At 71.6% G+C, this 23,553-nt stretch carries 29 protein-coding genes; 13 read left to right on the top strand and 16 right to left on the bottom strand.

Features of this window, described 5'->3' with window-relative positions:
* Positions 1–14: 14 nt before the first annotated feature.
* From ACK4LS_RS07280 to ACK4LS_RS07260, 5 genes are all read right to left on the bottom strand, one after another.
* Positions 15–422, bottom strand: coding sequence for a rhodanese-like domain-containing protein (locus ACK4LS_RS07280; RefSeq protein ID WP_409715373.1), 408 nt, complete (start codon positions 420–422; stop codon positions 15–17).
* A gap of 153 nt (positions 423–575) precedes the next feature.
* On the bottom strand, positions 576–2,417 hold the full coding sequence (locus ACK4LS_RS07275; RefSeq protein ID WP_409715370.1) for a cytochrome b: 1,842 nt from the start codon (positions 2,415–2,417) through the stop codon (positions 576–578).
* Positions 2,414–3,472 (bottom strand): Rieske 2Fe-2S domain-containing protein, encoded by a 1,059-nt coding sequence (locus tag ACK4LS_RS07270; protein WP_409715367.1) that lies wholly within the window; start codon positions 3,470–3,472, stop codon positions 2,414–2,416. Before ACK4LS_RS07270 ends, ACK4LS_RS07275 begins: the two co-directional genes overlap by 4 nt.
* Before the next feature lie 39 nt (positions 3,473–3,511).
* A complete protein-coding gene (locus ACK4LS_RS07265; RefSeq protein ID WP_409715364.1) occupies positions 3,512–4,324 on the bottom strand; it encodes a c-type cytochrome in 813 nt (270 codons plus the stop codon).
* A 14-nt stretch (positions 4,325–4,338) separates the two neighbouring features.
* Positions 4,339–5,010 carry a heme-copper oxidase subunit III gene (locus ACK4LS_RS07260; protein WP_409715361.1) on the bottom strand — a complete coding sequence of 224 codons (672 nt, stop codon included), beginning with the start codon at positions 5,008–5,010 and terminating at the stop codon, positions 4,339–4,341.
* A gap of 133 nt (positions 5,011–5,143) precedes the next feature.
* Between ACK4LS_RS07260 and trpD the strand changes: the two genes are divergently transcribed.
* Positions 5,144–6,205, top strand: a complete 1,062-nt coding sequence (gene trpD, locus ACK4LS_RS07255; protein ID WP_409715358.1) for an anthranilate phosphoribosyltransferase — start codon at positions 5,144–5,146, stop codon at positions 6,203–6,205.
* A 3-nt stretch (positions 6,206–6,208) separates the two neighbouring features.
* Positions 6,209–7,201, top strand: coding sequence for a PHP domain-containing protein (locus tag ACK4LS_RS07250; protein WP_409715355.1), 993 nt, complete (start codon positions 6,209–6,211; stop codon positions 7,199–7,201).
* Between the two features lie 16 nt (positions 7,202–7,217).
* On the opposite strand, the gene ACK4LS_RS07245 is transcribed toward ACK4LS_RS07250, so the two are convergent.
* Positions 7,218–8,129 (bottom strand): 5'-3' exonuclease H3TH domain-containing protein, encoded by a 912-nt coding sequence (locus ACK4LS_RS07245; protein WP_409715353.1) that lies wholly within the window; start codon positions 8,127–8,129, stop codon positions 7,218–7,220.
* Positions 8,130–8,367: 238 nt separating this feature from the next.
* On the opposite strand from ACK4LS_RS07245, the gene ACK4LS_RS07240 reads away from it, so the two are divergent.
* The 3 genes from ACK4LS_RS07240 (at position 8,368) to ACK4LS_RS07230 (ending at position 10,222) form a co-directional block, all read left to right on the top strand.
* Entirely contained in the window at positions 8,368–8,640 is a 273-nt protein-coding gene (locus tag ACK4LS_RS07240) for a YchJ family protein (RefSeq protein ID WP_409715349.1), read from the top strand.
* 134 nt (positions 8,641–8,774) lie between these two features.
* Entirely contained in the window at positions 8,775–9,449 is a 675-nt protein-coding gene (locus ACK4LS_RS07235) for an SDR family oxidoreductase (RefSeq protein ID WP_409715347.1), read from the top strand.
* Complete coding sequence (locus ACK4LS_RS07230) at positions 9,446–10,222, top strand: isocitrate lyase/phosphoenolpyruvate mutase family protein (protein WP_409715344.1); 777 nt, start codon at positions 9,446–9,448, stop codon at positions 10,220–10,222. Before ACK4LS_RS07235 ends, ACK4LS_RS07230 begins: the two co-directional genes overlap by 4 nt.
* Before the next feature lie 3 nt (positions 10,223–10,225).
* Here the strand turns inward: ACK4LS_RS07230 and ACK4LS_RS07225 are convergent, their stop codons facing one another.
* From ACK4LS_RS07225 to ACK4LS_RS07215, 3 genes are all read right to left on the bottom strand, one after another.
* Positions 10,226–10,879, bottom strand: a complete 654-nt coding sequence (locus ACK4LS_RS07225) for an LON peptidase substrate-binding domain-containing protein (RefSeq protein WP_409715341.1) — start codon at positions 10,877–10,879, stop codon at positions 10,226–10,228.
* A 298-nt stretch (positions 10,880–11,177) separates the two neighbouring features.
* Complete coding sequence (locus ACK4LS_RS07220; protein ID WP_409715339.1) at positions 11,178–12,233, bottom strand: FUSC family protein; 1,056 nt, start codon at positions 12,231–12,233, stop codon at positions 11,178–11,180.
* A 5-nt stretch (positions 12,234–12,238) separates the two neighbouring features.
* Positions 12,239–12,607, bottom strand: a complete 369-nt coding sequence (locus ACK4LS_RS07215; RefSeq protein ID WP_409715336.1) for a winged helix-turn-helix transcriptional regulator — start codon at positions 12,605–12,607, stop codon at positions 12,239–12,241.
* Between the two features lie 93 nt (positions 12,608–12,700).
* Here ACK4LS_RS07215 and ACK4LS_RS07210 point away from each other — a divergent pair, with 93 nt between their 5' ends.
* On the top strand, positions 12,701–13,561 hold the full coding sequence (locus ACK4LS_RS07210; RefSeq protein WP_409715333.1) for an SDR family oxidoreductase: 861 nt from the start codon (positions 12,701–12,703) through the stop codon (positions 13,559–13,561).
* 62 nt (positions 13,562–13,623) lie between these two features.
* Here ACK4LS_RS07210 and ACK4LS_RS07205 read toward each other — a convergent pair whose 3' ends face one another.
* Complete coding sequence (locus ACK4LS_RS07205) at positions 13,624–14,016, bottom strand: DUF2834 domain-containing protein (protein WP_409715331.1); 393 nt, start codon at positions 14,014–14,016, stop codon at positions 13,624–13,626.
* A 52-nt stretch (positions 14,017–14,068) separates the two neighbouring features.
* Between ACK4LS_RS07205 and ACK4LS_RS07200 the strand changes: the two genes are divergently transcribed.
* The 3 genes from ACK4LS_RS07200 to ACK4LS_RS07190 all read left to right on the top strand — a co-directional run bounded on the left by ACK4LS_RS07200 (position 14,069) and on the right by ACK4LS_RS07190 (position 16,042).
* Positions 14,069–14,410 carry a TraR/DksA family transcriptional regulator gene (locus tag ACK4LS_RS07200; RefSeq protein ID WP_409715329.1) on the top strand — a complete coding sequence of 114 codons (342 nt, stop codon included), beginning with the start codon at positions 14,069–14,071 and terminating at the stop codon, positions 14,408–14,410.
* Between the two features lie 47 nt (positions 14,411–14,457).
* Positions 14,458–14,673 (top strand): SCO4848 family membrane protein, encoded by a 216-nt coding sequence (locus ACK4LS_RS07195; RefSeq protein WP_409715327.1) that lies wholly within the window; start codon positions 14,458–14,460, stop codon positions 14,671–14,673.
* 121 nt (positions 14,674–14,794) lie between these two features.
* Positions 14,795–16,042: an MFS transporter gene (locus ACK4LS_RS07190; protein ID WP_409715324.1), complete on the top strand. Its 1,248-nt coding sequence runs from the start codon at positions 14,795–14,797 to the stop codon at positions 16,040–16,042.
* A gap of 195 nt (positions 16,043–16,237) precedes the next feature.
* On the opposite strand, the gene ACK4LS_RS07185 is transcribed toward ACK4LS_RS07190, so the two are convergent.
* On the bottom strand, positions 16,238–16,969 hold the full coding sequence (locus ACK4LS_RS07185; protein ID WP_409715321.1) for a YidC/Oxa1 family membrane protein insertase: 732 nt from the start codon (positions 16,967–16,969) through the stop codon (positions 16,238–16,240).
* A 126-nt stretch (positions 16,970–17,095) separates the two neighbouring features.
* Entirely contained in the window at positions 17,096–17,374 is a 279-nt protein-coding gene (locus ACK4LS_RS07180; protein ID WP_409715318.1) for a DUF6412 domain-containing protein, read from the bottom strand.
* Positions 17,375–17,438: 64 nt separating this feature from the next.
* Between ACK4LS_RS07180 and ACK4LS_RS07175 the strand changes: the two genes are divergently transcribed.
* On the top strand, positions 17,439–17,957 hold the full coding sequence (locus ACK4LS_RS07175) for a glycine cleavage system protein R (RefSeq protein WP_409715315.1): 519 nt from the start codon (positions 17,439–17,441) through the stop codon (positions 17,955–17,957).
* Positions 17,958–18,039: 82 nt separating this feature from the next.
* Here ACK4LS_RS07175 and ACK4LS_RS07170 read toward each other — a convergent pair whose 3' ends face one another.
* Complete coding sequence (locus tag ACK4LS_RS07170) at positions 18,040–18,435, bottom strand: DUF3054 domain-containing protein (protein WP_409715312.1); 396 nt, start codon at positions 18,433–18,435, stop codon at positions 18,040–18,042.
* A gap of 130 nt (positions 18,436–18,565) precedes the next feature.
* On the opposite strand from ACK4LS_RS07170, the gene ACK4LS_RS07165 reads away from it, so the two are divergent.
* Positions 18,566–19,003, top strand: coding sequence for a VanZ family protein (locus tag ACK4LS_RS07165; protein WP_409715309.1), 438 nt, complete (start codon positions 18,566–18,568; stop codon positions 19,001–19,003).
* 46 nt (positions 19,004–19,049) lie between these two features.
* Here ACK4LS_RS07165 and ACK4LS_RS07160 read toward each other — a convergent pair whose 3' ends face one another.
* Complete coding sequence (locus ACK4LS_RS07160) at positions 19,050–20,162, bottom strand: sensor histidine kinase (RefSeq protein WP_409715306.1); 1,113 nt, start codon at positions 20,160–20,162, stop codon at positions 19,050–19,052.
* The gene (locus ACK4LS_RS07155) at positions 20,155–20,823 is read right to left on the bottom strand and encodes a response regulator transcription factor (protein ID WP_409715303.1); all 669 of its coding nucleotides are present in this window, start codon (positions 20,821–20,823) and stop codon (positions 20,155–20,157) included. Before ACK4LS_RS07155 ends, ACK4LS_RS07160 begins: the two co-directional genes overlap by 8 nt.
* A 73-nt stretch (positions 20,824–20,896) precedes the next feature.
* Between ACK4LS_RS07155 and ACK4LS_RS07150 the strand changes: the two genes are divergently transcribed.
* Positions 20,897–21,400 (top strand): metallophosphoesterase family protein, encoded by a 504-nt coding sequence (locus ACK4LS_RS07150; RefSeq protein WP_409715300.1) that lies wholly within the window; start codon positions 20,897–20,899, stop codon positions 21,398–21,400.
* A gap of 70 nt (positions 21,401–21,470) precedes the next feature.
* Positions 21,471–22,076: a M15 family metallopeptidase gene (locus tag ACK4LS_RS07145; RefSeq protein WP_409715297.1), complete on the top strand. Its 606-nt coding sequence runs from the start codon at positions 21,471–21,473 to the stop codon at positions 22,074–22,076.
* 93 nt (positions 22,077–22,169) lie between these two features.
* On the opposite strand, the gene ACK4LS_RS07140 is transcribed toward ACK4LS_RS07145, so the two are convergent.
* Positions 22,170–23,288, bottom strand: coding sequence for a fatty acid desaturase family protein (locus ACK4LS_RS07140; RefSeq protein ID WP_409715438.1), 1,119 nt, complete (start codon positions 23,286–23,288; stop codon positions 22,170–22,172).
* Positions 23,289–23,553 lie beyond the last annotated feature (265 nt).

Below are 23,553 nucleotides of genomic sequence, written 5' to 3'. Positions count from 1 at the left end.
CGCAGAGGATCAGGTCAGGACCGCACCACCATCACCGTGGGATCGAAGACCCTCGCGCGCGGTCCCTCGTCGTTCTCGTACGGCTGCCCCTCGCGCACCCAGTATTCGTACCCACCGATCATCTCCCGCACCGTGTACCCGAGTCGGGCGAACGCGAGGGCGCCCTTCTGCCCGGCATTGCACCCGGGGCTCCAGCAGTAGACGACGACGGGGATGCCCTGGTCAAGCTCCAGGGGTGCGCGGTCCTCGATCTGCCGGTAGGGCATGTGGATCGCGCCCGTGATGCGACCCTGCGTCCATGCATCGTCGCTACGGACGTCGACGAGCACGAAGCGCTCACCCGCCTTCTGCGCGGCGTAGACGTCGGAGGGATCGGTCTCGAGAGCGAGGCGGGTGGCGAAGTACTCTTCTGCGTCGGTCATGGCCTCACCGTACGGCTCGTCGGTGTCGACAGGGGAGGGGGAGGGATGCCATCGGGGCACCGCATCCTGCCACGTCCGTCGTGAGTCGTCGACGCCGCGCTCGGGAACGACAGAACCCCCGGCGCGAAGCACCGGGGGTTCCGAGGAAGCGGGTTACTCGCTCTTGTCGCCGTTCGGGCGGTTGCGCTCCTCCAGGCCCTTCGGGGCGGGGAATTCGACCTCGGCCCGCTCACCGATCGCCATCGGCGGGCGACCGTCGTCTTCGGCGCGGGCGTTGGCACCGGCGATCTCGTCGGCTTCTTCGTGCGCGATGTGATCGAGCTCGTGGTGCTGGTGTGCGACCGCGGCATCCAACTCCGCCTGCGTCAGCGGCGCGAGACGGTCTTCGAAGAACCAGCGCGAGATCGACGCACGGATGTTCTCGTGCCAAGGGATCTCACCCTTGTCGTTCGGGCGAACGACCAGCGGCTCGTAGGACTCGTTGTCGACGAGCCTCCAGCGCTCAAACTCATCGACCGGCTGGTGCACCTCGATGTATTCGCCGCCCGGGAGGCGGACGATGCGACCCGATTCGTAGCCGTGCAGCGCGATCTCGCGGTCCTTCTTCTGCAGCGCGATGCAGATGCGCTTGGTGACGAAGTAGGCGAGGATCGGGCCCAGGAAGAGCAGAGCCTGCAGGGCGTGGATCACGCCCTCCATCGTGAGGTGGAAGTGCGTCGCGATGATGTCGGACGAGGCGGCGGCCCACATGACCGCGTAGAACGTCACACCGGCGGCACCGATCGCGGTGCGCGTCGCGGCGTTGCGCGGACGCTGGGCGATGTGGTGCTCACGCTTGTCGCCGGTGACCCACGCTTCGATGAAGGGGTAGATCAGCACGAGGACGATGAACAGTCCGAGCACGGCGACCGGGAAGATGATGTTCCACGACCAGGTGTGGCCCCAAAGAACGAACTCGAGGTGCGGCGGCACGAGACGCAGGGCGCCGTCGGCGAAGCCGATGTACCAGTCGGGCTGGGTACCAGCCGACACCGGGGACGGGTCGTACGGACCGTAGTTCCAGATCGGGTTGATCGTCACGAGAGCGGCGATCAGCACGATGACGCCGAAGGTGATGAAGAAGAAGCCACCCATCTTCGACGCGTAGACGGGGAGGATCGGGTAGCCCACGACGTTGCTGTTCGTGCGGGCGGGGCCGGCGAACTGCGTGTGCTTGTTGATGATCATCAGCATCAGGTGCACGGCCAGCAACGCGACCAGGATGGCCGGGAGCAGCAGGATGTGCAGCGTGTACAGGCGGCCGACGATCGCGGTGCCGGGGAACTCGCCGCCGAAGAGGAGGAACGAGGTCCACGTGCCGATGATCGGCAGGCCCTTGATCATGCCGTCGATGATGCGCAGACCGTTGCCCGAAAGCAGGTCGTCGGGGAGCGAGTAGCCGGTGAAGCCCTCCGCCATCGCAAGGATGAACAGGATGAAGCCGACGACCCAGTTGAGCTCGCGAGGCTTGCGGAAGGCGCCGGTGAAGAAGACGCGCAGCATGTGCACGCCGATGCCGGCGACGAACACCAGAGCCGCCCAGTGGTGGATCTGGCGGACCAGGAGCCCGCCGCGCAGGTCGAACGAGATGTGCAGCGCGGACTCCATGGCCGCGGACATCGCGATGCCGCGCATGGGCTCGTAGGCGCCGTTGTAGTGCGTCTCGACCATGGACGCCTGGAAGAAGAACGTCAGGAAGGTGCCCGAGAGCAGCACGACGACGAAGCTCCAGAGCGCGATCTCGCCGAGCATGAACGACCAGTGGTCGGGGAAGATCTTGCGGCCGAGCTCCTTGACGAGGCCAGACATGCTGGTGCGCTCGTCGAGGTAGTTCGCGGCGGCGCCGACGAACTTGCCGCCGAGCGGCTTGCCGTCGCGACCCGCCGTGGCCGGTGCACCGGAGTGCACCGCCGGCTCGGTCGTGACGTTCTCGGTGGGGTGGGTACCGGTGCTCATGAGCGCTCCCAGAAGCTGGGGCCGACGGGCTCGTGGAAGTCACTCTTGGCGACGAGGTAGCCCTCGGCGTCGACGGTGATGGGGAGCTGCGGCAGGGGACGGGCGGCCGGGCCGAAGATGACGGCCGCGCCGTTGGCGACGTCGAACTGCGACTGGTGGCAGGGGCACAGGAGGTGGTGGGTCTGCTGCTCGTACAGGGCCACGGGGCAGCCGACGTGCGTGCAGACCTTCGAGTACGCGACGATGCCGTCGTACGACCAGTCCAGGTTGTTGGTCTCGGGGTTCAGCTGCTCGGGCTGCATACGCATGAGCAGCACGATCGCCTTGGCCTTCTCTTCGAGGTAGCCCTCGTCGTGGCCGAGCCCGGCGAGTTCTTCCGGGATGACGTGGAACGCGGAACCGAGCGTGACGTCGGCGGCGCGGATCGGGCGACCCGAGGGGTCGTGCGACAGGCGCATGCCCTCTTTCCACATGGTGTGGCTGAGCAGCTTCACCGGGTCCTGGTCCTGCGGTGCGAGACCACGGAACAGAGTGATGCCGGGGATGACCGACGCCGCGAGGGCGGCGAACAGGGAGTTGCGGATGATCTCGCGGCGACCGAAGCCGGACTCCTTGTCGGCCTCGACGAAGACGTTGATCGCTCCCTCGCGGACTTCGTCGCGCCCACGGGTGGCGTGGCGGTCCTCGATGTACTCCTTGTCGGACATGACCGACTTGGACCAGTGGATCGCGCCGATGCCGATCGCGAGCAGGGCGAAGGCGATGCCCAGACCGATGAAGAGGTTGTTGTAACGGATGTCGATCATCGCGCCCGACTCGATCGGGAAGATCATGTAGGCGATGCTCGCCCAGATGCTCGCCGCGACCGAGACGTAGAACAGCGTGTAGACCGTGCGCACCGCACGCTTCATCGCTTGCGGGTCCTGATCCGTCATGCGCTGACGGTGGCCGGGAAGGCCCGGGTTCTGAACGGCGTCGGGAACCGCGACGGCGAGCCCCGAGCCGGGCTTCCAGGAAGCCCTCTCGTGCTCGAGTGCGTCGTCCTCGTGTGCCATGGTGCTCCTCGTGCGTTTACGTAGTGTCGAAGACGACGGTCAGTTGGACTTCGCCGTGATCCACACGGTCAGGGCGATGAGCGCACCGATACCGAAGATCCAGATGAACAGACCCTCGGACACCGGTCCGAGCGAGCCCAGGGCGTAGCCGCCGGGGGAGTCGTTCTTCTGCAGGTACATCAGGTACGAGATGACGTCGCGCTTGTCTTCGGGGGTGAGGTTCAGGTCATTGAAGACCGGCATGTTCTGCGGACCGGTGACCATGGCCGCGTAGATGTTGACCGGGGTCGTGGTGTGCAGGTCGGGTGCCCACTTGCCCTCGGTCAGAGCACCGCCGGCGCCGGCGACGTTGTGGCACATCGCGCAGTTGATGCGGAACAGCTCGGCGCCGTGCGACAGGTCGCCCTCGCCGTCGAGGAGCTCGTCCGAGGGGTAGGCCGGGCCGGGGGCCGAGGACTGCACGTAGGCGGCGATCGCGTTGATCTGCTCGTCGGTGAACTGCACCGGCTTGACCGGGGCCTGCGGGCCCTGCGCCTGCAGGGGCATGCGTCCGGTCGACACCTGGAAGTGCACCGACAGCTCACCCACGCCGAACAGTGACGGACCCTGCTGGCTGCCCTGCAGGTCGAGACCGTGGCAGGTGGCGCAGTTGGCCTGGAAGAGCTTCTCGCCCTCTTCGACCGCGGTCGCCGAGTTGACCTCGCTCTCGGGCGTGCTGGTGGTCGCGGCCATCGCGGCCGACGCTCCGGCGTAGACGCCTCCCGTGAGGAGGAGTCCGATGCCGATCAGCGCGGCGGCGGCCAGGGGGCTCCGGCGCCCGGACGCCCGACGAGTCTTCTTCTCGCGTGCCATGTGGTGCAGCTCTCTTACTTGAGGAAGTAGATGACGAAGAACAGGGCGATCCAGACGACGTCGACGAAGTGCCAGTAGTACGACACGACGATCGAGGTGGTCATCTCTTTCCGCCCGAAGTTCTTCACGGCGTAGGCGCGACCGATCACGAGCAGGAAGGCGATGAGGCCACCCGTCACGTGCAGGGCGTGGAAGCCGGTGGTGAGGTAGAAGGCCGAGGCGTAGGGGTTGGCACTGATGGGCATGCCCTCCGCCACCAGCGTCGCGTACTCCCAGACCTGACCCGACACGAAGACCGCGCCGAGGATGAAGGTGAGGTAGAACCACTCCACCATTCCCCACTTGAGGAACCCGGTGCGCGTCCCCGTGCGGTACGGCTGGTACCGCTCCGCGGCGAAGACGCCCATCTGGCACGTGACCGAGGACAGCACGAGGATGATCGTGTTGACGGTCGCGAAGGGAACGTTGAGCAGCTGCGTCTCTTCGGCCCACAGGGGCGCGGACGTGCTGCGCAGAGTGAAGTAGATCGCGAAGAGGCCGGCGAAGAACATGACCTCGCTGCCCAGCCACACGATGGTGCCCACGGCGACCGGGTCGGGTCGCTTCACGGCACGCACGGCCTGGGAATACGTCGCTGAGGTCGTCACCGTTCCATTATGCGCGATCCCGAGGGCCGATATTCCCATCCCCAGCCTGAGATATTCCATCGTCGAGACTTAGGGAAGCCTCATAATCCGCAAGGAATCCCCGGTACGGAGCGGGTTCGGTCGAGCGCCGACGTGAGGGGTGGGCGCGACACGCGTGTGAAAGGATCATGACATGGCGGAACCCTTCACCTGGCCCGATCTGCTCTCCTCGCTGCTGGCCGGCAGCGACCTCAGCGTGTCGGAGTCGACGTGGGCGATGCGCAAGGTCATGGCGGGAGAGGCGACGCCCTCCCAGTTGGCCGGATTCCTGGTGGCGCTGCGCGCCAAGGGCGAGACCGTCGAGGAGATCGTCGGCTTCCGCGACGCGATCCTCGAGGCCGCCGTGCCCCTCCCCGTGCGCGCCGACGTGCTCGACATCGTCGGCACCGGTGGCGACCGTCACCGCACGGTGAACGTGTCGACGATGGCCGCCATCGTGGCCGCGGCATCCGGAGTCCCCGTGGTCAAGCACGGCAACCGGGCCGCGAGCAGCGCGTCCGGCTCGTCGGACGTGCTCTCGTCGCTGGGGATCGCGTTGACGCTGTCTCCGGAGAAGGTGGCCGAGACGCTCGATCGCACCGGGATCACTTTCGCCTTCGCCGCGGCCTTCCACCCCGGTTTCCGTCACGCCGGGGCCACCCGCGCCGAGCTCGGCGTGCCCACCGTCTTCAACTTCCTCGGGCCGCTGTGCAATCCGGCGCGCGCCGAGGCCAACGCCGTGGGCGTCGCGCACCTCGACCGCGTGCCGCTCATCACCGGCGTGTTCCGTACGCGCGGGGCCACGGCGCTGGTGTTCCGCGGCGATGACGGCCTCGACGAGCTGACCACGACCGGGCACAGCCGCGTGTGGGAGATCAGCCGCGGCGACGTGCACGAGCACGACCTCGATCCCCGGGATCTCGGCATCCCTCTGGCGGACCTCGACGATCTGCGGGGCGGTTCGCCCGAACACAACGCCGACGTCGTGCGCCGCGTGATCGGCGGCGAGACGGGACCCGTGCGCGACATCGTGCTGCTGAACGCCGCGGCCGGCCTGGTGTCGTTCCGGCTGTTCCGGGATGCCGGTGAGGTGCAGCGACCGATCCTCGAGCGTCTCGCGGAGGCGATGCGCGACGCCGCGGCCGCGATCGACGACGGGCGGGCCGCGACCAAGCTCGACGACTGGGTGCAGACCTCGCGCGAGCTGGCGGGCTAGGCCGTGCACCCGCTCGACGCCCTCACGGAGATCGCGTACCTGCTCGAGCGGGAGAGGTCGTCGCGCTACAAGTCGAAGGCGTTCCGCACCGCGGCGGCGGCGATCGAAGGTCTGACCGACGAGCAGCTGCGCGACCCCGGGCTCGGACGCCGCCCGGGCATCGGCGCCTCGACCCTCGCCGTGATCCAGCAGGCGCTGGCGGGGGAGGTGCCCGAGCGCCTCGCGGCGCTGCGTGCCGAGACGGCGCCGGTGGGCGGCGGAGAGCTGCGCGCACGCCTGCGTGGAGACCTGCACAGCCACAGCGACTGGTCGGACGGACTGACACCCATCGACGCCATGGTGGAGGCCGCGCGCGGCCTCGGGCACGAGTATCTCGCACTCACCGACCACTCGCCGCGGCTCACGGTCGCCAACGGACTGTCGCCCGATCGCCTGCGCGCGCAGATGGAGATCGTGCGGGGCCATCGCGGCGACGGCTTCACGCTGTTGACCGGTATCGAGGTCGACATCCTCGATGACGGCGACCTCGACCAGGACGACGCGTTGCTGCACGAACTCGACGTGGTCGTGGCATCCGCCCATTCCAAGCTGCGGATGGACCGGGCCCCGATGACGAGACGACTCGTCGCGGCGGCGGGGGACCCGCGCGTGGACGTGCTCGGTCACGTCACCGGCCGGCTCGTGGAAGGGGCGCGCGGGACGCGGCCACCGTCGGAGTTCGACGCGGACGCGGTGTTCGCCGCGTGCGCGGCCTCGGGCGTCGCCGTCGAGATCAACTCGCGCCCGGAGCGGCAGGATCCGCCCGACGAGCTGCTGACGAAAGCGATCGAGGCGGGTTGCCTCTTCTCGATCGACTCGGACGCCCACGCTCCCGGTCAGCTGTCGTTGCTGGACTACGGGGCGGCGCGGGCGGAGACGCTCGGCGTGCCCGTCGACCGCATCGTCACGACGTGGCCGCTCGAACGGCTGCGGGAGTGGCTCGAACGCGCGCGCTGAGGCGGCGCGCGCCCCGTCAGCGGGGGAGCGCGGCGAGGGCGCGAGTCATCGACGAGCCCAGATTCCACTCCTCGGCGAGGGCCGTCGCGGCGTCGTGGTCGACGGCGCGGAGGTGGTCGTCGAACGGCGCCAACGTCAGATTGCGGACGACGCCCACCACCGTCGGCGCCACGTCGAGGTACTCTGCGGCCGCGGTGATCTTGGCGCGCTGGGCAGCAGTGCCGGCGGTGCCCTCGGCGACGGCTGAGCGGATGCCATCGAGCGAGCCGCACGCGGACAGGAGCGACGCCGCCGACTTCTCACCGATACCGGAGACCCCCGGAAGGCCGTCGGAGGGATCGCCGCGCAGCGCGGCGAAGTCGGCGTACTGCGCCGCGTGCACGCCGTACCTGCCGAAGACCGCGGCGTCGTCGACGATCTCGAGGTTGCTCATTCCGCGCGCCGTATAGATCACGCGGATGCCGCGTTCGTCGTCCACGAGCTGGAACAGGTCGCGGTCGCCGGTCACGATGTCGACGGGCGCGTCTGCCCGCGTGGCGAGGGTGCCGATGACGTCGTCGGCCTCGTGCGCGGCCGCGCCCACGATCGGGATGCCGAGCACGTCCAGCGCCGCGCGGATCACGGGGATCTGCGCCTGCAGCGGGTCGGGAACCTCCTCGAGGTCGGGGCCGGCGGCCACGGGCTCCACGACGCGGTGCGCCTTGTAGGTGGGCAGCAGCGCGACACGCCATGCGGGGCGCCAGTCGTCGTCCCAGCAGGCCACGAGCCGGGTCGGTTCGTACGTCGTCACGAGCTTGGCGATCATGTCGAGCAACCCGCGAGCGGCGTTCACCGAGGTGCCGTCGGGCGCCTTCACTTTGTCCGGCACGCCGTAGAACGCGCGGAAGTAGAGCGACGCGGTGTCGAGGAGCATGATGCGGTCGGTCACGAGACGATCCTGGCACGGGCGGTCGTCGCCCGCGCGTGTGGGTGGGACAGGCGTAGGCGCCGGCGGAGCTGCGGCGCGGGGCGAGGATGCGCGGGACATCTAGAGTGGCGGGATGTCTTTCGGGTCGGCATCTTCTCGTCCCTCCGGAGCGTCCGCGTGCCCGTGCGGGGGAGGGGCGTTCGGATCCTGCTGCGGGCCGATCCTCGACGGGGCGCCCGCGCCGACCGCCGAGCGGTTGATGCGCTCGCGTTACACCGCCTTCGCGGTGGGGGATGCGGCGCACCTGTCGCGGTCGTGGCATCCGCGTACCCGGCCCGACGACATCGATGTCGACGACGGGACGACCTGGGCGGGGCTGTCGATCGTCGCCGTCGACGAGAGGGAGGACTCCGCGGAGGTGGAGTTCCGCGCCGACTGGGTGCGCGATGCCCAGCGCGGTCGGCTGCACGAGCGCAGCCGATTCCTCCGCCGGGGCGGCCGGTGGGTGTACGTCGACGGCGACCTGGAGTGAGCCCGTCAACCCCGGGCGGGTGTGTCCGAGGGGCTGCGTAGGGTCGTGCTCGGGTCCCCGCACCGTGCGCTCTGCGCGCGACGTGTCGGCGCGGGATCCGAACAGACGTCCGTCGACGACAGGAGCACAGCGACATGGAACGCATCGTGATCATCGGAGGGCACGGCAAGGTGGCACTCCACCTGGCCCGGCTGCTCGCCGACCGGGGAGACGAGGCCACCTCCGTCATCCGCAATCCCGACCAGTCCGCCGATATCGAGAAGGCGGGCGGCTCGCCGCTCGTGCTCGACGTCGAGAACGCCGGCACCGACGAGATGGCGGCGGCCTTCGCGGGCGCCGACGCCGTCGTGTGGTCGGCGGGAGCGGGCGGCGGCAGCGCCGAGCGCACCTACGCCGTCGACCGCGACGCCGCACAGCGCGCGATCGACGCGGCCTCGAAGGCGGGCGTGCGGCGCTTCGTCATGGTGTCGTGGATCGGTTCGACTCCCGACCACGGCATCGATCCCGACGACTCCTTCTACGCCTACGCCGACGCGAAGCTCGCCGCCGACGACCACCTGCGCGCGAGCGAGCTGGACTGGACGATCCTCGGTCCGGGGACCCTCACGCTCGACCCGCCCTCGGGTCGCATCACCACCGCGCCCCAGGGCAAGGCCGAGGTGTCGCGGGCCGACGTCGCGGCCGTGGCCGCGGCGGTCCTCGTGCAGCCGGCGACGATCGGCCGCTTCATCCGCTTCGGCGCGGGCGAGACGCTGATCGCCGAGGCCCTCGCGGACGACGCCGCGCGCGCGACGGGAGGCCACGCATGAGCGCGCTGAGCGAGAAGGCCGAGGCTTTCGCCCGGCTGCACACCGCGCCTGAGATCCTGCGGGTCGTCAACGTCTGGGACGTCGTCTCGGCCCGCGCGATCGCGGCCCTGCCCGAGACGACGGCGCTGGCCACCGCCGGTCACTCGATCGCGGCGACCTTCGGCTACGAAGACGGCGAGAACATCCCCGTCGAGCTCATGCTCGACATGGTGGGCCGCATCGTCGCCGCGGTCGACGTCCCCGTGACGGCCGACCTCGACTCCGGTTTCGGCAACCCCGGCGAGACCACCCGCCGTGCGATCGGTGTGGGCGTCGTGGGCGCCAACGTGGAGGACAAGGTGCAGCCGCTCGCCGATGCGGTGGCGGCCGTCGAAGCCGTCATCGCCGCGGGCCAGGCGGAGGGCGTACCCTTCGTGCTCAACGCGCGCACCGACGTGTTCCTCAAGGGCGGCGACCGCCCGCTCGACGACAAGGTGGCGGATGCCGTCGAGCGCGGCCGCGCCTTCCTCGACGCGGGTGCGACTTCGGTGTTCGTGCCCGGCAAGCTCGACGCCGACACCACCCGCCGTCTGGTCGCGGGTCTCGGGGAGCGCCGGCTCAGCGTGATCGGCGTTCCCGGAGCGCTCACGGCCGCGGAGTACGAGGCCCTGGGTGTGGCCCGCATCTCCTACGGCCCGCAGACCCAGCGCGTCGCGCTGACCGCGTTGCAGGACCTCGCTATCGACCTCTACGGCGACGGCGTCATCCCCGCGACGGTGCGCGAGCTCAACTGAGCGTCAGGCCTCGTCCTCGGGGGCGTCGTCGTCGACCACGATGACGCCGTCGGGGACGGGGTCGCCCAGGAGCGGCTCGGCCGCGAGGGTGAGGTCGATGGTGGCGCGCAGGAGGCCCCCGAGGGTCTCGGAGCGCAGCAGCTCCATCTGATCGAGTTCGCCCAGCGGCGCGATCGCAGCCACTTGCCACGCCCGGGGCAGGGGTTCCTCCGACAGCTCGACCTCGGGGTCCCACCGCGTGCCGCCGAACTGCTGCGCGCGTCCCAGCACGCGTCGGACGATCCGCTCGGCCTCCTCGAGAAGCGGCAGCAACGCCTCGTTCCACTCCAGATCGGGCAGGGAACGCACATCGGCGCGCGGGTAGGGGGCGTCGTCGAGCCACTCGACGATCTCGAACCGCTCGGTGCCGCGAGCGACGATCTGCATCTGACCGGCTTGCGGGACGACGTGGCTGAGCTGTGCCATCGTGCCCAGGGCGAAGCGCTGGTCGCCGCCGCCCGTCTCGGTGCCGCGCTCGATCAGCACGACGCCGAAGGCCGGGTCGGTCTCGTCGAGGAGGCGCCCCAGCATGACGAGATAGCGCTCCTCGAAGATCCGCAGCGCCAGAGGCGTGTGCGGGAAGAGGACGGCTCCGAGGGGGAACATCGCGGTACCCATACCCCCAGTCAACCAGCGCGGGGCGTGTCGGGGGTCGATGGCGGGCGATCTTCGGGGCGTGCGGCGCGACAGCCGGCATCCTCATCGGGGTTCGAACCCTCCGGGGCGGGGCGCTCGCGCTCCGGCGGGGTGGTTCAGGCGGGCGAGGCCTGCACGACCACTTGGGCCCGCGCGCCGCGTGCCGCGCCTTGCGTGCCGCGCATTGCGTGCCGGGCCTTGCGTGCCGCGCACCGCGTGCCCCGATCGCCCGCGCCGGGGACGGCGGACGAGAAGTCGCCGCTCGCGCGGCGGCGGGAGGTCAGGCGTCGACGTCGCTGAGGGTCTCGTGTATGCGATGCAGGTCCATGAGGAGCGAGCCGACGAGCACCCAGTGCATCGTCGACGGGGTCTGGATCTGGAGGGGGCGCGTGAGCGCGGGCTCTTCCGGGGCGACGCGCTCGGGGCCGGCGTCGAGGGCGAAGGCGAGACGCACGTCGTGCGCGGCGCGATGCAGCTGCTCCGCGATCGCCCGCACGGCCGGTTCGTCGACGATCGAGCTCTCGAAGCCGTCGTAGACCGCGCGGGTCATCCCGACGGTCTGCGTCACGACCGGGGTGAAGCGATCGACGAGTTCGCCCATCTGCGCGAGGTCCGTGCGGTGGCGCCGGCTGCGCGGGTTGAGCGCGAGCGAGTCGGCGCCGTCGCGGAGGGCGTCGGCGGCGGAGTCGAGAACCGGGCGCAGCAGGCGCGCTTCGAGCAGGAGACCCTCGAGGGATGCCGGGGTCTGCGGGGTTTCCAGGGCGTCGGCGAGACGCTCCAGGGCCGCGGCGAGCTCGCGCCCGAGCACGTCGACCTTCTCCCTCGCCGCGGGGACGAGCACCGGCGGCACGAGCACGGCGTTGACGACGATGCCGATGGCGGCGCCGATCAGCGTCTCGAGCACACGGTCGAGGGCGTAATTCGGTGTTGCGGTGCCCAGGGCGAGCACGAGGAGCGCGCTGATGGCGATCTGGTTGGTGGCCCCGGGGGAGATGCGAGCGGCCCAGGCGACGGCGAGGGCGACACCGGCGGACAGAAGGGCCACCCACGGTTGCGAGCCGAAGGCGAGACCGAGGAGCGCGGCGATCACCACCCCGAGGATCACGCCGACGCTGCGCTCGACCGCCCGGGTGAAGGACTGGTTGATGCTCGGCTGCACGACGAGCAGCGCGGCGATCGCGGCGAAGATCGGGGGCGGGCCCTGCACGAGCCAACCGGCGAGGAGCCAGGCCGCGACGATCGCGAGCGCGGATTTGACGACCTGCAGGTGGGGGACGCGCCGCGGGGCGCGGACGGTGAAGCTGTCGCGCATCGCGCGCATGTCGGGGACGCGCATCGCCCTCACTCCGCTCGGGTCACGATGGCGTCGGCGTTGTCGGCGACCCACTCCATGAGCGGAATCACCCGCGTCATGAGGTCACGGCCCCGGGCGGTGAGCGCGTACTCCACACGGGGCGGTATCTCGGGGTAGGCGGTGCGCAGGACCAGCCCGTCGCCTTCGAGCGTCTTCAGCGTGCTCGCCAGCATCTTCTCGCTGATCCCGGCGACGTTGCGGCGCAGGACGCCCCAGCGTTGCGTGCCGTCGGAGAGAGCGAGCAGCACGAGGACCCCCCACTTGCCCATCACGTGGTCGAGAACGATGCGGGTGGGGCAGCCGTCGGCGAAGACCTCGGGCTTGCGCCCGCGCAGATCGGCAAGACTGACGCTCATGTGAGTACCTAACCAGAAAGTGGGTACCCGCATTCCGGAATGCGACGGCGTGGATCGGGTTCCATCTCGCGTACCGACCGAAAGGACACCCCCATGACCCTCCTCGTCACCGCCGCCTCCGGCCACCTCGGACGCCTCGTCGTCGACACCCTGCTCGAACGCGAGGTGCCGGCCTCCCAGATCGTCGTCGGGGTGCGGACCCCGTCGAAGGTCGACGATCTCGCCGCCCGCGGGGTGCGCGTGGTCGAGCTCGACTACGCCCGTCCGGAGACCGTCGCCCCCGCCCTGGAGGGCGTCGACCGCGTGCTGCTGATCTCGGGTACCGACGCCGACCGCGTCGCCGGGCACCGCAACGTCATCGACGCGGCGCGGGCGGCCGGCGTCGAGCGCCTCGTCTACACCAGTGCCCCGCGCGTCGATGAGATCGACTACGCCCTCGGCGCCGACCACAAGGCGACCGAGGAGGCCATCGCGGCCTCGGGCCTGTCGGCGACCGTGCTGCGTCACAACTGGTACACCGAGAACTACCTCGACGCCGTCGCCCGCGCCGCAGACACGGGCCAGATCGTCGCCGCCGCCGGTGACGCGCGCGTGGCCAGCGCGAGCCGCCGCGATTACGCCGAGGCCGCCGCGATCGCGTTGACCACCGACGACCTCGCCGGCCGGACCCTCGAGGTGGGCGGCGACGTCGCGTGGACGTACGACGACCTCGCCGCGGCGGCGAGCGAGGTGCTCGGGCGTCCGGTGACGTACGTCGCCGTGTCGACGCAGCAGCTGGCCGCGGGCCTGCAGGAGGCGGGACTGGATGCCGGGACGGCGGCGTTCGTGGCGGGCATCGACGACGCGATCGCCCGCGGTGCGTTGTCGCAGACCGACGGCACGCTCTCGCGTCTCATCGGGCGCCCGACGACCCCGCTCGTCGAGGGGCTGCGCGAGGGCCTTTCCGCGCGCTGATCGAGCGACGTGAGTCGCCGGGATTCGACGCTCGTGCGGCCGACGCGGCGGCTTCCGGCGACTCACGCGTGGTCGGGGCCGGCCGCGTCGGACGGGCCTGCCGCGGGATCGCCGGAGTCCGCTCGAGCGGTGAGGCGGCGCTGGCGCATCGCGAGGAAGAGCGGGAACGTGAAGGCGAAGGCCGTGATGCCCGACAGCACGATGTACAGCCACGCGAACCTCATACCGAGGCGTCGCGCCTCGACCAGGATGAACACGCTGCCCGCGATGGCGACCACGAGCAGGTCGACCGTGATCGACGACACGGCCGGGCCGCTCGAGACGAGGTCGCCGAGGAAGTCGCGCATCTGCACGATCGCGAAGGCGTTGAAGGTCCACGTCCCCGCCAGGCCCGCGAGGGACAGGACGAGGAACGTCACGGCGGTCGGTGTCCAGTGACGTCGGAGATCGCTCATGCCTCGATCCTGCCCCCGCGCCGGTGCCGGTGGAGGGGGCTAGCGTCGGAGTATGGATGCCGTGACCGCCGGGCGCATGCTCGATGACCGCGAGCGCGAGGTCGACCACCGCCTCGCGCGTCTGCGGGAAGACGAGGACAGCCTGCGTCACGACCGCGCCGACGCGACGGCCGACGACGAGCACGACCCCGAGGGTTCGACCCTCTCGGGTGAGTGGGCGCAGGTCGACGCGCTGCGCCGGGGCGCCGAGGTCGAGCGCGCCGAGATCCGCGCGGCGCGGGAACGTGTGGCATCCGGCACCTTCGGGGTGTGCGAGATCTGCGGGCGCCCGATCGCCGACGCCCGGTTGGAGGCGCGGCCGTTCGCGCGGCACTGCATCGACTGCGCGCGGTGAACGCCCGCACCGGAAGAGGGCGGCCCGTGGGCGCGTAGTCTCGAGGCGTGGACCCCGTGCTCATCGTGCTGCTCTTCGCCAACGCCGTCTTCAACGCCGTCGTGTGGCCGCGGTTCTATCCCCGCATCGCGAAGGACCCGCGCGCGCGGGACGCGGCGGGAAAGCCCACGCCGTTCCTGATCGTGCACACGGTGCTCATCGCGATCGCCCTGACGCTGGCCCTCGCGTCCTTGATCGCCGCGATCGCAGCCCTCGTGCGATGACCGGGGCGTCCGCGCGCGCCCCGCGGTAGACTGAGGCCGCGGGTCCGTCCCGCCGCACCTAGTGCACCTACCTACCGTTCCGGCAAGGCGGCACGTTCCATCGCCTCCCGGAGACCGCTCCATGTCAACGCCCGCGTCGCCCCCCGCCGTCGCTCAGCGACCGCTCGTCCACCACACCGGGTTCTGGTACTTCCCGGTCGCGTTCGTCGCGCGGTTGCCCTTCGCCATGATGACCGTCGGCGTCCTCGCCTTGGTCGTCGCCATGCGCGGCTCGGTCGCCCTGGGCGGGCTCACCTCGGCGGCTGTCGGTGTGGGCGTCGTCGTCGCGGGACCCGTGCTGGGCGATCTCGCCGACCGCTTCGGGCAGCGTCGCGTGCTCGTGCCGGTGGGCCTGGCCAACGGCATCCTGCTCGCGGTCTTCCCGCTCGTGGTGGCGACGGCCCGCGCGGACGGCCTGCTGCTCGCGGCGGCGGCAGCCATCGGGCTGACCGGTCCGCAGACGGCGGCGATGTCGCGCAGCCGGGTCATGGCCCTCATCGGGGCCCGCATCGCACCCGAGTGCCGCGAGCGCACCTTCTCGCGGGCGATGGCGTACGAGTCCGCCGCCGACGAGACGGCGTTCGTCATCGGTCCCTTCGTGGTCGGCGTGCTGGCCGCGCTCATCGCGCCGTGGGCGCCCATCGTCGGCGCGGCGGTGTTGAGCTTCGTGTTCGTGACCGCGTTCGCGCTGCACCCGACCGGTCGGGCGGTGCCGGCGCGATCGGAGCGCGAGGAGATGGCGCCGTTCCGCGAGCTGTTGCATCCGCGGATGCTCGTGCTCGTGGCGGCGGTGTTCGGCGTGGGGCTGTTCTTCGGCTCGACGCTCACCTCGCTCACCGCGTTCATGGACGCCCAGGGGGCTCCCGAGGCCGGAGCCCTGCTCTACGGCGTCATGGGCGTCGGCTCCGCGGTGCTCGCGCTGGCCGTGGCGCTGCTGCCCGAGCGGTTCCCCCTGCGGTGGCGGCTCGTGCTGTTCGCGGCCATCCTCACCGCCTCGGCCGGGGCGTACACGGTGGGCGGGTCGGTGACGACCGTGACCCTCGTGCTGTGCCTCATGGGCATCGGCGTCGGCCCCTCGCTCGTGACCCTCTTCAGCCTCGCCGGGCACCGGTCGCCGCGGGGACGCGGCGCGTCGACCATGACGATGCTCGCCTCGGCGCTCACCTTGGCGCAGGCGCTGTCGTCGGCGGTCACCGGCGCCGTCGCCGAGAGCGTGTCCGTCGGCACGGCGATGCTGTTCCCCGCGGGCGCGGCGGCGCTGGTGCTCGCGATGGCCGCGGTCAACGCGTCGTCGTCACGACGCTGGGACGGCGAGGCGCGCGCGGCCTGAGAGCGGGTGCGTGACCGGCCGCCCGGCTTCGCGTGGCGGGTCGTGGCGCCCGTCCGTGGCGCAGGATCGACGCGGGGCGACGCGGGGGCCGGAGCGTGAGCGAAGCGGGGCGCCCGGTCGCCCGCCCCGGGCGCGTCTGCACGCGCGGCCGGTCCGGCGCTCGCGAGCACGCGTGCGCCGGGCCGCCTGGCGTCCTCAGCGCGGCAACGGGTAGCGGCGCCGCAGGATGAGCCGTTGCGCCAGGGTCCAGATCGTCGTGACCGCGAGGTAGAGCGCTGCGGCGAGGGGGACGAACAGCGCGATGACGGCGGTCGAGAACTGCAGCGCCCCCACCATCGCGCTGGTCCAGGCGGGCGCCGCGGGATCGAGGGCCGGCTTCAGCAGCCGCCGGGTGAGCTCGCCGACGCCGGCGATCACGAGGACGAGCCCGCCCAGGACGGTCAGGGTCGCGGCATCCATCGTCCCCGTCGACAGGGCGGTCGTGAGGCTGCGTCCGAGCGGAACGCCGAGAAGATCGTGCGCGAGCAGGGCGTTGGGCTGTCCGCCGACGGTGGGGTGCAGGAACACGGCGTACAGCAGACCCACGACGGGCGCTTGCGCGAGCAGGGGCAGGCTGCCGGCCAGCGGAGAGGCGCCCTCGTCGCGGTAGAGCTGCAGCGTCTCGCGCTGGAGGCGTTCGGGGTTCGAACGCCAGCGCTGCTGCAGGGCGCGCAGCCGGGGCGCCAGGCGCGCGCGGGTCTGCTCGGCGCGCGCCTGCGACACCCCGACCGGGATGAGGATCAGGCGCACGACGATCGTCACCACGACGACGGCGAGGGCGGCGGCGGCACCGCCGGTGAGCGGGGTGAGGAAGGCGGTCAGGGCGAGCAGGGCTCGCGTGGTCAGGTCGAGGAGGAGGGCGAGAGGAGGGAAGGCGAAGAGGTCCACGGGGCGTCCGTTCGGTGCGGCGATCAGGGCGATCGGTCGCGGGGCGCGCCGGGCGGGCGCGCGGGCGACCGGCGTCGCCGACCCGGGGATGCCGATGGATGCCGTGCGAGCGGCGGGACAGGCGGGTCAGGCGACGCGGAGCGCCGAACCCGGGGCGCGCGGGCGCGGATGACCGGCCGCGTCGGGATCGCTCTGCGCGAGCGGGGCCGACGGGTCGATGGGGCGCGGTTCCGAGGGCGGCGCGGCGGCGAGCAGCGCCGGGAGCACGACCAGCACCACCGCGGCCGTGAGCACGACGGCGGCGGCCAGCACGACGGCCAGCAGCGGGGCACCACCGCCCGGGGTCAGGGCGAGCTCGGCGGTGGCCATCAGCACGTTGAGCAGGGCCAGCATCGACGCGAACACGCCATCACCCCCCTCACGAAACGTCCTCCGACGCTATCAGTCGCGCGCTCGCTACGCTGTCGGCATGACCACCCTCGTCCTCACCGTCGTCGGCGACGATCGCGCCGGACTCGTCTCGGCCGTCGCCGACATCGTCGACGCCCACGGCGGCAACTGGGAGAACAGCGAACTGGCCGAGCTGGCCGGTGCGTTCGCCGGCATCGTCGAGGTGTCGGTCGCCGCCGATCGCGCCGACGTCCTGCGCGCCGCTCTCGAGGGCCTCGCCGGGACGCTCACCGTGACGGTGCACACGGGGGGAGCCTCGGATGCCGAGCCCGCCGCCCGCACGGTCACCTTCGACGTGGTGGGCAACGACCGCCCGGGAATCGTGCGCGAGGTCTCGTCGGCTCTGAGCGCGCGCGGCGCCAGCATCGAACGCATGTCGACGCAGACCACGGATGCCGCGATGGCCGGCGGTCGCCTGTTCGAGGCCTCCGTCACCGCGACGGTGGCGGCCGACCTCGCGATCGACGAGCTCGTCGCCGACCTGGAACGCCTCGCGGCCGAGATCCAGGTCGACGTCTCGCTCGCCGACGAGATCTGACGGCGCGCTCCGGGGGCCGGGCCTCCCCGGCGGTATCCGCCGCATCGGGGGCCGGCACACCGCGCGGCCTGTCTCCGGCGCGTCAGCGGCGGGGCGACGACCGTCGTGTGCGCGTCGCGAGCCGGACGGCGCCGCGCCAGCCGAGCAGGAAGAGCGCGAGCGTGATCGCGGCGACGATGACGAACGCCACGGCGACGCCCTGACCGCTCACCGCGCGCAGCACCATGCCGAGCGCGACCGTGATCACCCAGATCGGCAGGGCCGTACGCCCCACCGCGAGAGGCGCCCGCCAAGCGCGGGTCGCGAGCCATCCGACGACGAGCGCCACGAGGAACGGCCACGCCGTGGTGGCCAGGCCCGCGCCGAACGGGCCGAACACGTCACCGTCGTGGGTCGCGCGCCCGATGGCGGCGAAGACGACGACGACAACGGCGTCCGCTGCGAAGGCGAGGACGGGGGAGCGGCGGGGAGTCGACACGCCTCCATTCTCCCCGGTGGCGCACGGTCGGCCGCGCGTTCTCGCGTATCGCCGATGTATCCGATCGCGCAGACGTCGTCGTAACACGCGGTTCGATGGGATGGGGGTCCGTCGACCCCGGAGGTTCCCCGTGTCCGATCGTCCCGTGCCCACCCTCACCCGCGCTCGCGTCCTGCTGGCGACGGGGGTGCTCGCCGCCGTCGCCGGGCTGACCCTCGCGCCGCGCTCCCTCGCGTGGCCGACCCGCTCCCTCGTGCTGGAGCTGCTCGCACTGCTGCCCCCACGCTGGAGCGACCTGCTGTTGGGCGGGGACGCCGACCTCGCCCTCAACGTCGCCTTCTTCGTGCCGCTGGGGGCCGCGGTGGCGCTGCTGCTGCCGCTGCGGTGGGCGCCGGCATCCGTGGTGCTGGGGGCGGCGGTGTCGCTGACCGTCGAGATCGCCCAGACGGTCGTCCCGGGGCGGGTGCCCGATTGCGGCGACGTCGTCGCGAACACGGCGGGAGCCCTGATCGGCACGGCAGCCGTGATGCTCGTGCGCCTGGTCGCGCGCACGCTGCCGCGGCGCTGACGGCCCGACCGCCCGCTGGCGCGCGGGCGCGGGGCGTGCCGGTCGGTCAGCGGGGGAGCCGCAGTCGCGCGTGCAGGCCGCCGCCGTCGAGCGGCCACAGATCCAGCGCGCCGCCATGCGCCCGCGCGACCGAGACGACGATCGCCAGGCCCAGACCCGTGCCGTCGGCGCGGCCGCGCGTGCGGCCGACGCCGCGTACGAAAGGCTCGGGCAGCGTCGCGACGAGGTCGCTCGAGAGCACCGCTCCGCTGTTGACGACGTCGATCGTCACGGCGTGTTCGTCGCCGGCCACCGCTACGCGGATCCAGCCGCCCGGGGCGTTGTGCACGACGGCGTTGCGCAGCAGGTTGCCCACAGCCTGGGTCACGAGCGTCTCGTCGACGCGCGCGGTCCCGCCCGGTGCGATCGACTCCTGCGCGGCGCCGGGCGTGGCCGCGACCTCCTCGAGGTCGAGCCCGGCGGCGCGGGCGTCGGCGCGCACCTCGTCGACGGCCGCGTGCACCACGGCATCCATGTCGACCGGGGTGCGCGCGATCTGCGCCTCCCGTCCGGCTCGCGCGAGCGCCAGCAGCGCCTCGGTCAGCCGGATGGCGCGTTCGTTGGTGGTGTCGAGGCGGTTGAGCAGCACGGGAAGGTCGACGGCGGCGGGATCGGCGCGCGCGACCTCGAGCATCGTGCGCAGGGTGGCGTGCGGGGTGCGCAGCTCGTGGGAGGCGTTCGCGGCGAACCGCCGCTGCTCCTCGAGGGTCTCGCCGACGCGGGTGAGCATCGCGTCGAAGGTATCGGCGAGGTCGGTGAGCTCGTCGCGGCGACCGGGCAGGTCGGCCCGGCGGGAGAGGTCTCCCCCCTGCGCCGCGCGGGCGGCATCCGTGATGCGCGTGAGGGGGCGCAGCATCAGCCCCGACACCACCCACCCGCCGCCCAGGCCGATTACGGCGAGCCCCAGCACGGTGTACCAGGCGTAGCGCACGAACGCCTCGACGAGATCGCGTCGCGCGGGCGTGAACTCGCCGCTGTCGGAGAACAGGTTCCCCTCGGGGACGAACCGCAGCACCAGGAACCCGAGCGCGAAGACGGCGATCCCCACCACCACCACGAACGCGGCGTAGCTCAGGGTGAGCTTGACCCGCACCGACAGACCGGGCGGTCGCTCACGCATCCGCGGGTCCCATGCGGTAACCCACGCCGGGCACGGTCTGGATGAGCCACGGCTCGCCGAGGCGCTTGCGCAGGGTCGAGATCGTGATGCGCACGGCGTTCGTGAACGGGTCGGCGTTCTCGTCCCACGCGCGCTCCAGCAGCACCTCGGCGCTGACGACACCGCCTCCCGCGTTCATCAGCACCTCGAGCACGGCGAACTGCTTGCGCGTCAGCGACACGTACCGGCCCCCGCGGGTGACCTCGCGGCGGAACGGATCGAGGCGGATGCCGTGCTGGTCGAGCACCGGCGGAACGGATGCCGCGGGGCGGCGCGCGAGGGCCCGCAACCGCATCACGAGCTCGCGCAGCACGAACGGCTTGGTGAGGTAGTCGTCGGCGCCGTTCTCGAAGCCCGTGGCCTTGTCGTCGAGACGGTCCGCCGCGGTGAGCATGAGCACGCGCGGCGCGGCCTCGCGCGCCGACAGTCGCCGCGCGATCTCGTCGCCGTCGGGCCCCGGGATGTCGCGGTCGAGGACCACGACGTCGTAGGCGGTGTAGCCGAGGAGCTCGAGGGCGGTGTCGCCGTCGCCCGCGATGTCGGCGGCGATCGCCTCGAGGCGGAGACCGTCGCGGATGGCCTCGGCGAGGAAGGTCTCGTCCTCGACGATCAGCACGCGCATCCCGTCATCGTAGGCGGGTGGGCGTATCGCGGACGTATGCGGGGGCGCGGCGCGGGGTCGCTAGCGTGGGGGGATGCCGACGCGCCTCCTCCTCCTGGCCGACACCCACGTGCCCACGCGCGCCCGTGTGCTTCCCGAGGCGGTGCGGCGGGCGGCATCCGAGGTCGACCTGATCGTGCACGCCGGCGACTGGGTCGAGGAGGCGGTGCTCGACGAGCTGCTCGCGCTCGGACCGGTGCTGGGCGTGTGGGGCAACAACGACGGCGCGGATCTGCGCGCGCGGTTACCCGAGGTCGCCCGGGCCGAGATCGAGGGTGTGCGCCTCGCGGTCGTCCACGAGACGGGCGCGGCGCCGACGCGCGAGAAGAGGATGGATGCCGCCTTCCCCGACACGGATCTGCTGGTGTTCGGCCACAGCCACATCCCGTGGGACACGGTGACGCCCGCGGGTTTGCGCCTGGTGAATCCCGGGTCGCCGACCGACCGCCGTCGACAGCCCTCGTGCACGCTCATGACGGCGACGCTGGCCGACGCCGGCGTGCACGACGTGCGTCTGCACGAGGTCGCACGCGACTGACAGCCCCCTATCGTCCGCGTATGGTGGCGGGCATACGCTCCGGCAACGCGGCTCGCGCTCGACTGGGGTCATGGCATCCCCCCTCTCGCTCTCGAACCGTTCCCGACGCCGTCGCCTCACCCTCCTCGCATCGGCGGGGGTGTCGGTCGTCGTCCTGACCGTCGCGATCTCGCTCCTCACCTCGTCGACGGCGTCGACCTTCACCGCGCGGGTCGTCGCCGGCGTCCCGTTCAGCCCCGGCGAGGCCGACGGGATGATCCCCGCCGCGGCACCCCTGACGGTCGAGAACGACACGCACCCCGCGATGGCGCGCCTCGATCCCGACCTGCTCGACGCGCTGCGGGCGGCGCAGGCCGCGGCGGCGTCGGACGGGATCGTGTTCGACGTGACCAGCGGCTGGCGAAGCGCCGCCTACCAGCGCTGGTTGCTCGACGACGCCATCCGCACCTCCGGCAGCGAGGAGACGGCGCGGGCGTACGTGGCCACGCCCGAGCAGTCGAGCCACGTGACGGGGCGGGCCGTCGACATCGGCTCCCTGGACGCGCAGTTGTGGATCATCGAGAACGGGCGCGACTGGGGACTGTGCCAGACCTACGCCAACGAGCGCTGGCATTTCGAGAAGGCCACGGACGCCGGGGGCGAGTGCCCCGAACCGCACCGCGACGCGCGCGGCTGAGGGTCGCCGCGGTCCCGGCCGCGGCATCCCTCCCGCTCACAACGACGCCGCCGCACCCGAGGGGCGCGACGGCGTCGTGTGCGGCGGCGGCCGCTACTTCTCGACGGTCAGGTGCCGCGTGGCCGAGGTCATCGGGCACTCGAACGGGTCGCGGGCGGCCAGGCCCACGCGGTTCAGGTAGGCGATCACGATGCCGTACGACTGGAAGAGCGTGGTCTCGACGTACGGGATGTCCAGCGTCGCGCAGTGCTCGCGCACGATGGCGCGGGCCTTGCTGAGGTGCGGGCGGGGCATGTTCGGGAACAGGTGGTGCTCGATCTGGTAGTTCAGACCGCCCATGAGCCAGGTGGCCCACCAGCCGCCCGAGACGTTGCGCGAGGTGCGCACCTGCTTGTTGAAGAAGTCGAGCTTCGCGCCCGGGGCGATGACCGGCATCCCCTTGTGGTTCGGCGCGAAGGAGGCCCCCATGTAGACGCCGAACACCGCGACCGAGACGCCGAAGAACGCGAAGGCGAGGCCGAGGGGCAGGAAGATGAAGAGGGGCGCGATGAACAGCGCGTGGCGCAGCGCCAGCAGCCCGAGCTCCACCCAGCGACCCTTGATCGGCTCGCGCGAGAAGAGGTGCCGCAGCGCGAGCACGTAGAGGTTGAGGCCCTCGAACGTGAGGAGCGGGAAGAAGAGCCATCCCTGCCGCTGGGTGATCCAGCGCTGCACGCCGCGCGACTTGGCGGCGTCGACGTCGAGGAACGAGATCGTGTCGATCTCGATGTCGGGGTCTTTGCCGACGCGGTTCGGGTTGGCGTGATGCCGGGTGTGCTTGGAGGCCCACCACGAGCGGCTCATGCCGACGATGCCGTTGCCGATGAGCAGGCCGAGGCGGTCGTTCGCGGGGCCCGAGGCGAAGATCTGCCGGTGGGCGGCCTCGTGGGCGAGGAACGCGACCTGGGTGAACAGGATGCCGAGGACCGCGGCCACGATCAGCTGGAACCAGCTGTCGCCGAGGAGCACGAAGGCGGTGATGCACCCGGCGAAGCCGAGGACGATCGCACCGGCGACGGCGGCGTAGAAGAGGGGGGTGCGGACCAGGAGTCCGCTCTCGCGCACGACCTGGGACAGCTCCGTGTAGGCCTTGGCGATCGGGGGGAACTCGGTGGTACCGGAATAGGTCTGGCGGACGGGGCCGAGGCGGGACTCGACGACGGGGGAAGCGATCAGCAGCTCCTCGGGTGTGTATGGCCCGGAGGCCTCGAGTGCCGGGCGCGGCTACCCGGCTGAGGCCCACATTACGGGTCCGCGTATGGGTGGCTCGGCATACATTCTCATCCGCAGGAGCCTCACGGCAAACGGAAACATCCGCTGTGCGTCGGCGTGCGGAAACGGCGGAAGCCGCGGGGGCGCGAAGGGGCCCCCCCCCGCCGACCCCGGGGGGCGCGGCGCCGAGGGGGGGGGGGTTAGGCCCCCGCAAGCCCCGGGGGGC

Source organism: Microbacterium sp. (genome assembly GCF_046295495.1).
Classification (GTDB): Bacteria; Actinomycetota; Actinomycetes; order Actinomycetales; family Microbacteriaceae; genus Microbacterium.
The sequence above is the reverse complement of the archived record's forward strand: the minus strand, read 5'-3'. Positions and strand labels throughout refer to the sequence as shown.

What these genes read in the sequence shown, in the direction of transcription:
- ACK4LS_RS07200 (WP_409715329.1), top strand. Translation starts at nt 14,069, where the DNA reads ATGGATGCCGTGACCGCCGGGCGCATGCTCGATGACCGCGAGCGCGAG.
- ACK4LS_RS07215 (WP_409715336.1), bottom strand. Translation starts at nt 12,607, where the DNA reads ATGAGCGTCAGTCTTGCCGATCTGCGCGGGCGCAAGCCCGAGGTCTTC.
- ACK4LS_RS07160 (WP_409715306.1), bottom strand. Translation starts at nt 20,162, where the DNA reads ATGCGTGAGCGACCGCCCGGTCTGTCGGTGCGGGTCAAGCTCACCCTG.
- ACK4LS_RS07175 (WP_409715315.1), top strand. Translation starts at nt 17,439, where the DNA reads ATGACCACCCTCGTCCTCACCGTCGTCGGCGACGATCGCGCCGGACTC.
- ACK4LS_RS07280 (WP_409715373.1), bottom strand. Translation starts at nt 422, where the DNA reads ATGACCGACGCAGAAGAGTACTTCGCCACCCGCCTCGCTCTCGAGACC.
- ACK4LS_RS07270 (WP_409715367.1), bottom strand. Translation starts at nt 3,472, where the DNA reads ATGGCACACGAGGACGACGCACTCGAGCACGAGAGGGCTTCCTGGAAG.
- trpD (WP_409715358.1), top strand. Translation starts at nt 5,144, where the DNA reads ATGGCGGAACCCTTCACCTGGCCCGATCTGCTCTCCTCGCTGCTGGCC.
- ACK4LS_RS07220 (WP_409715339.1), bottom strand. Translation starts at nt 12,233, where the DNA reads ATGCGCGTCCCCGACATGCGCGCGATGCGCGACAGCTTCACCGTCCGC.
- ACK4LS_RS07230 (WP_409715344.1), top strand. Translation starts at nt 9,446, where the DNA reads ATGAGCGCGCTGAGCGAGAAGGCCGAGGCTTTCGCCCGGCTGCACACC.
- ACK4LS_RS07240 (WP_409715349.1), top strand. Translation starts at nt 8,368, where the DNA reads ATGCGCTCGCGTTACACCGCCTTCGCGGTGGGGGATGCGGCGCACCTG.
- ACK4LS_RS07155 (WP_409715303.1), bottom strand. Translation starts at nt 20,823, where the DNA reads ATGCGCGTGCTGATCGTCGAGGACGAGACCTTCCTCGCCGAGGCCATC.
- ACK4LS_RS07210 (WP_409715333.1), top strand. Translation starts at nt 12,701, where the DNA reads ATGACCCTCCTCGTCACCGCCGCCTCCGGCCACCTCGGACGCCTCGTC.
- ACK4LS_RS07265 (WP_409715364.1), bottom strand. Translation starts at nt 4,324, where the DNA reads ATGGCACGCGAGAAGAAGACTCGTCGGGCGTCCGGGCGCCGGAGCCCC.
- ACK4LS_RS07225 (WP_409715341.1), bottom strand. Translation starts at nt 10,879, where the DNA reads ATGGGTACCGCGATGTTCCCCCTCGGAGCCGTCCTCTTCCCGCACACG.
- ACK4LS_RS07205 (WP_409715331.1), bottom strand. Translation starts at nt 14,016, where the DNA reads ATGAGCGATCTCCGACGTCACTGGACACCGACCGCCGTGACGTTCCTC.
- ACK4LS_RS07260 (WP_409715361.1), bottom strand. Translation starts at nt 5,010, where the DNA reads ATGGGAATATCGGCCCTCGGGATCGCGCATAATGGAACGGTGACGACC.
- ACK4LS_RS07145 (WP_409715297.1), top strand. Translation starts at nt 21,471, where the DNA reads ATGGCATCCCCCCTCTCGCTCTCGAACCGTTCCCGACGCCGTCGCCTC.
- ACK4LS_RS07190 (WP_409715324.1), top strand. Translation starts at nt 14,795, where the DNA reads ATGTCAACGCCCGCGTCGCCCCCCGCCGTCGCTCAGCGACCGCTCGTC.
- ACK4LS_RS07150 (WP_409715300.1), top strand. Translation starts at nt 20,897, where the DNA reads ATGCCGACGCGCCTCCTCCTCCTGGCCGACACCCACGTGCCCACGCGC.
- ACK4LS_RS07235 (WP_409715347.1), top strand. Translation starts at nt 8,775, where the DNA reads ATGGAACGCATCGTGATCATCGGAGGGCACGGCAAGGTGGCACTCCAC.
- ACK4LS_RS07275 (WP_409715370.1), bottom strand. Translation starts at nt 2,417, where the DNA reads ATGAGCACCGGTACCCACCCCACCGAGAACGTCACGACCGAGCCGGCG.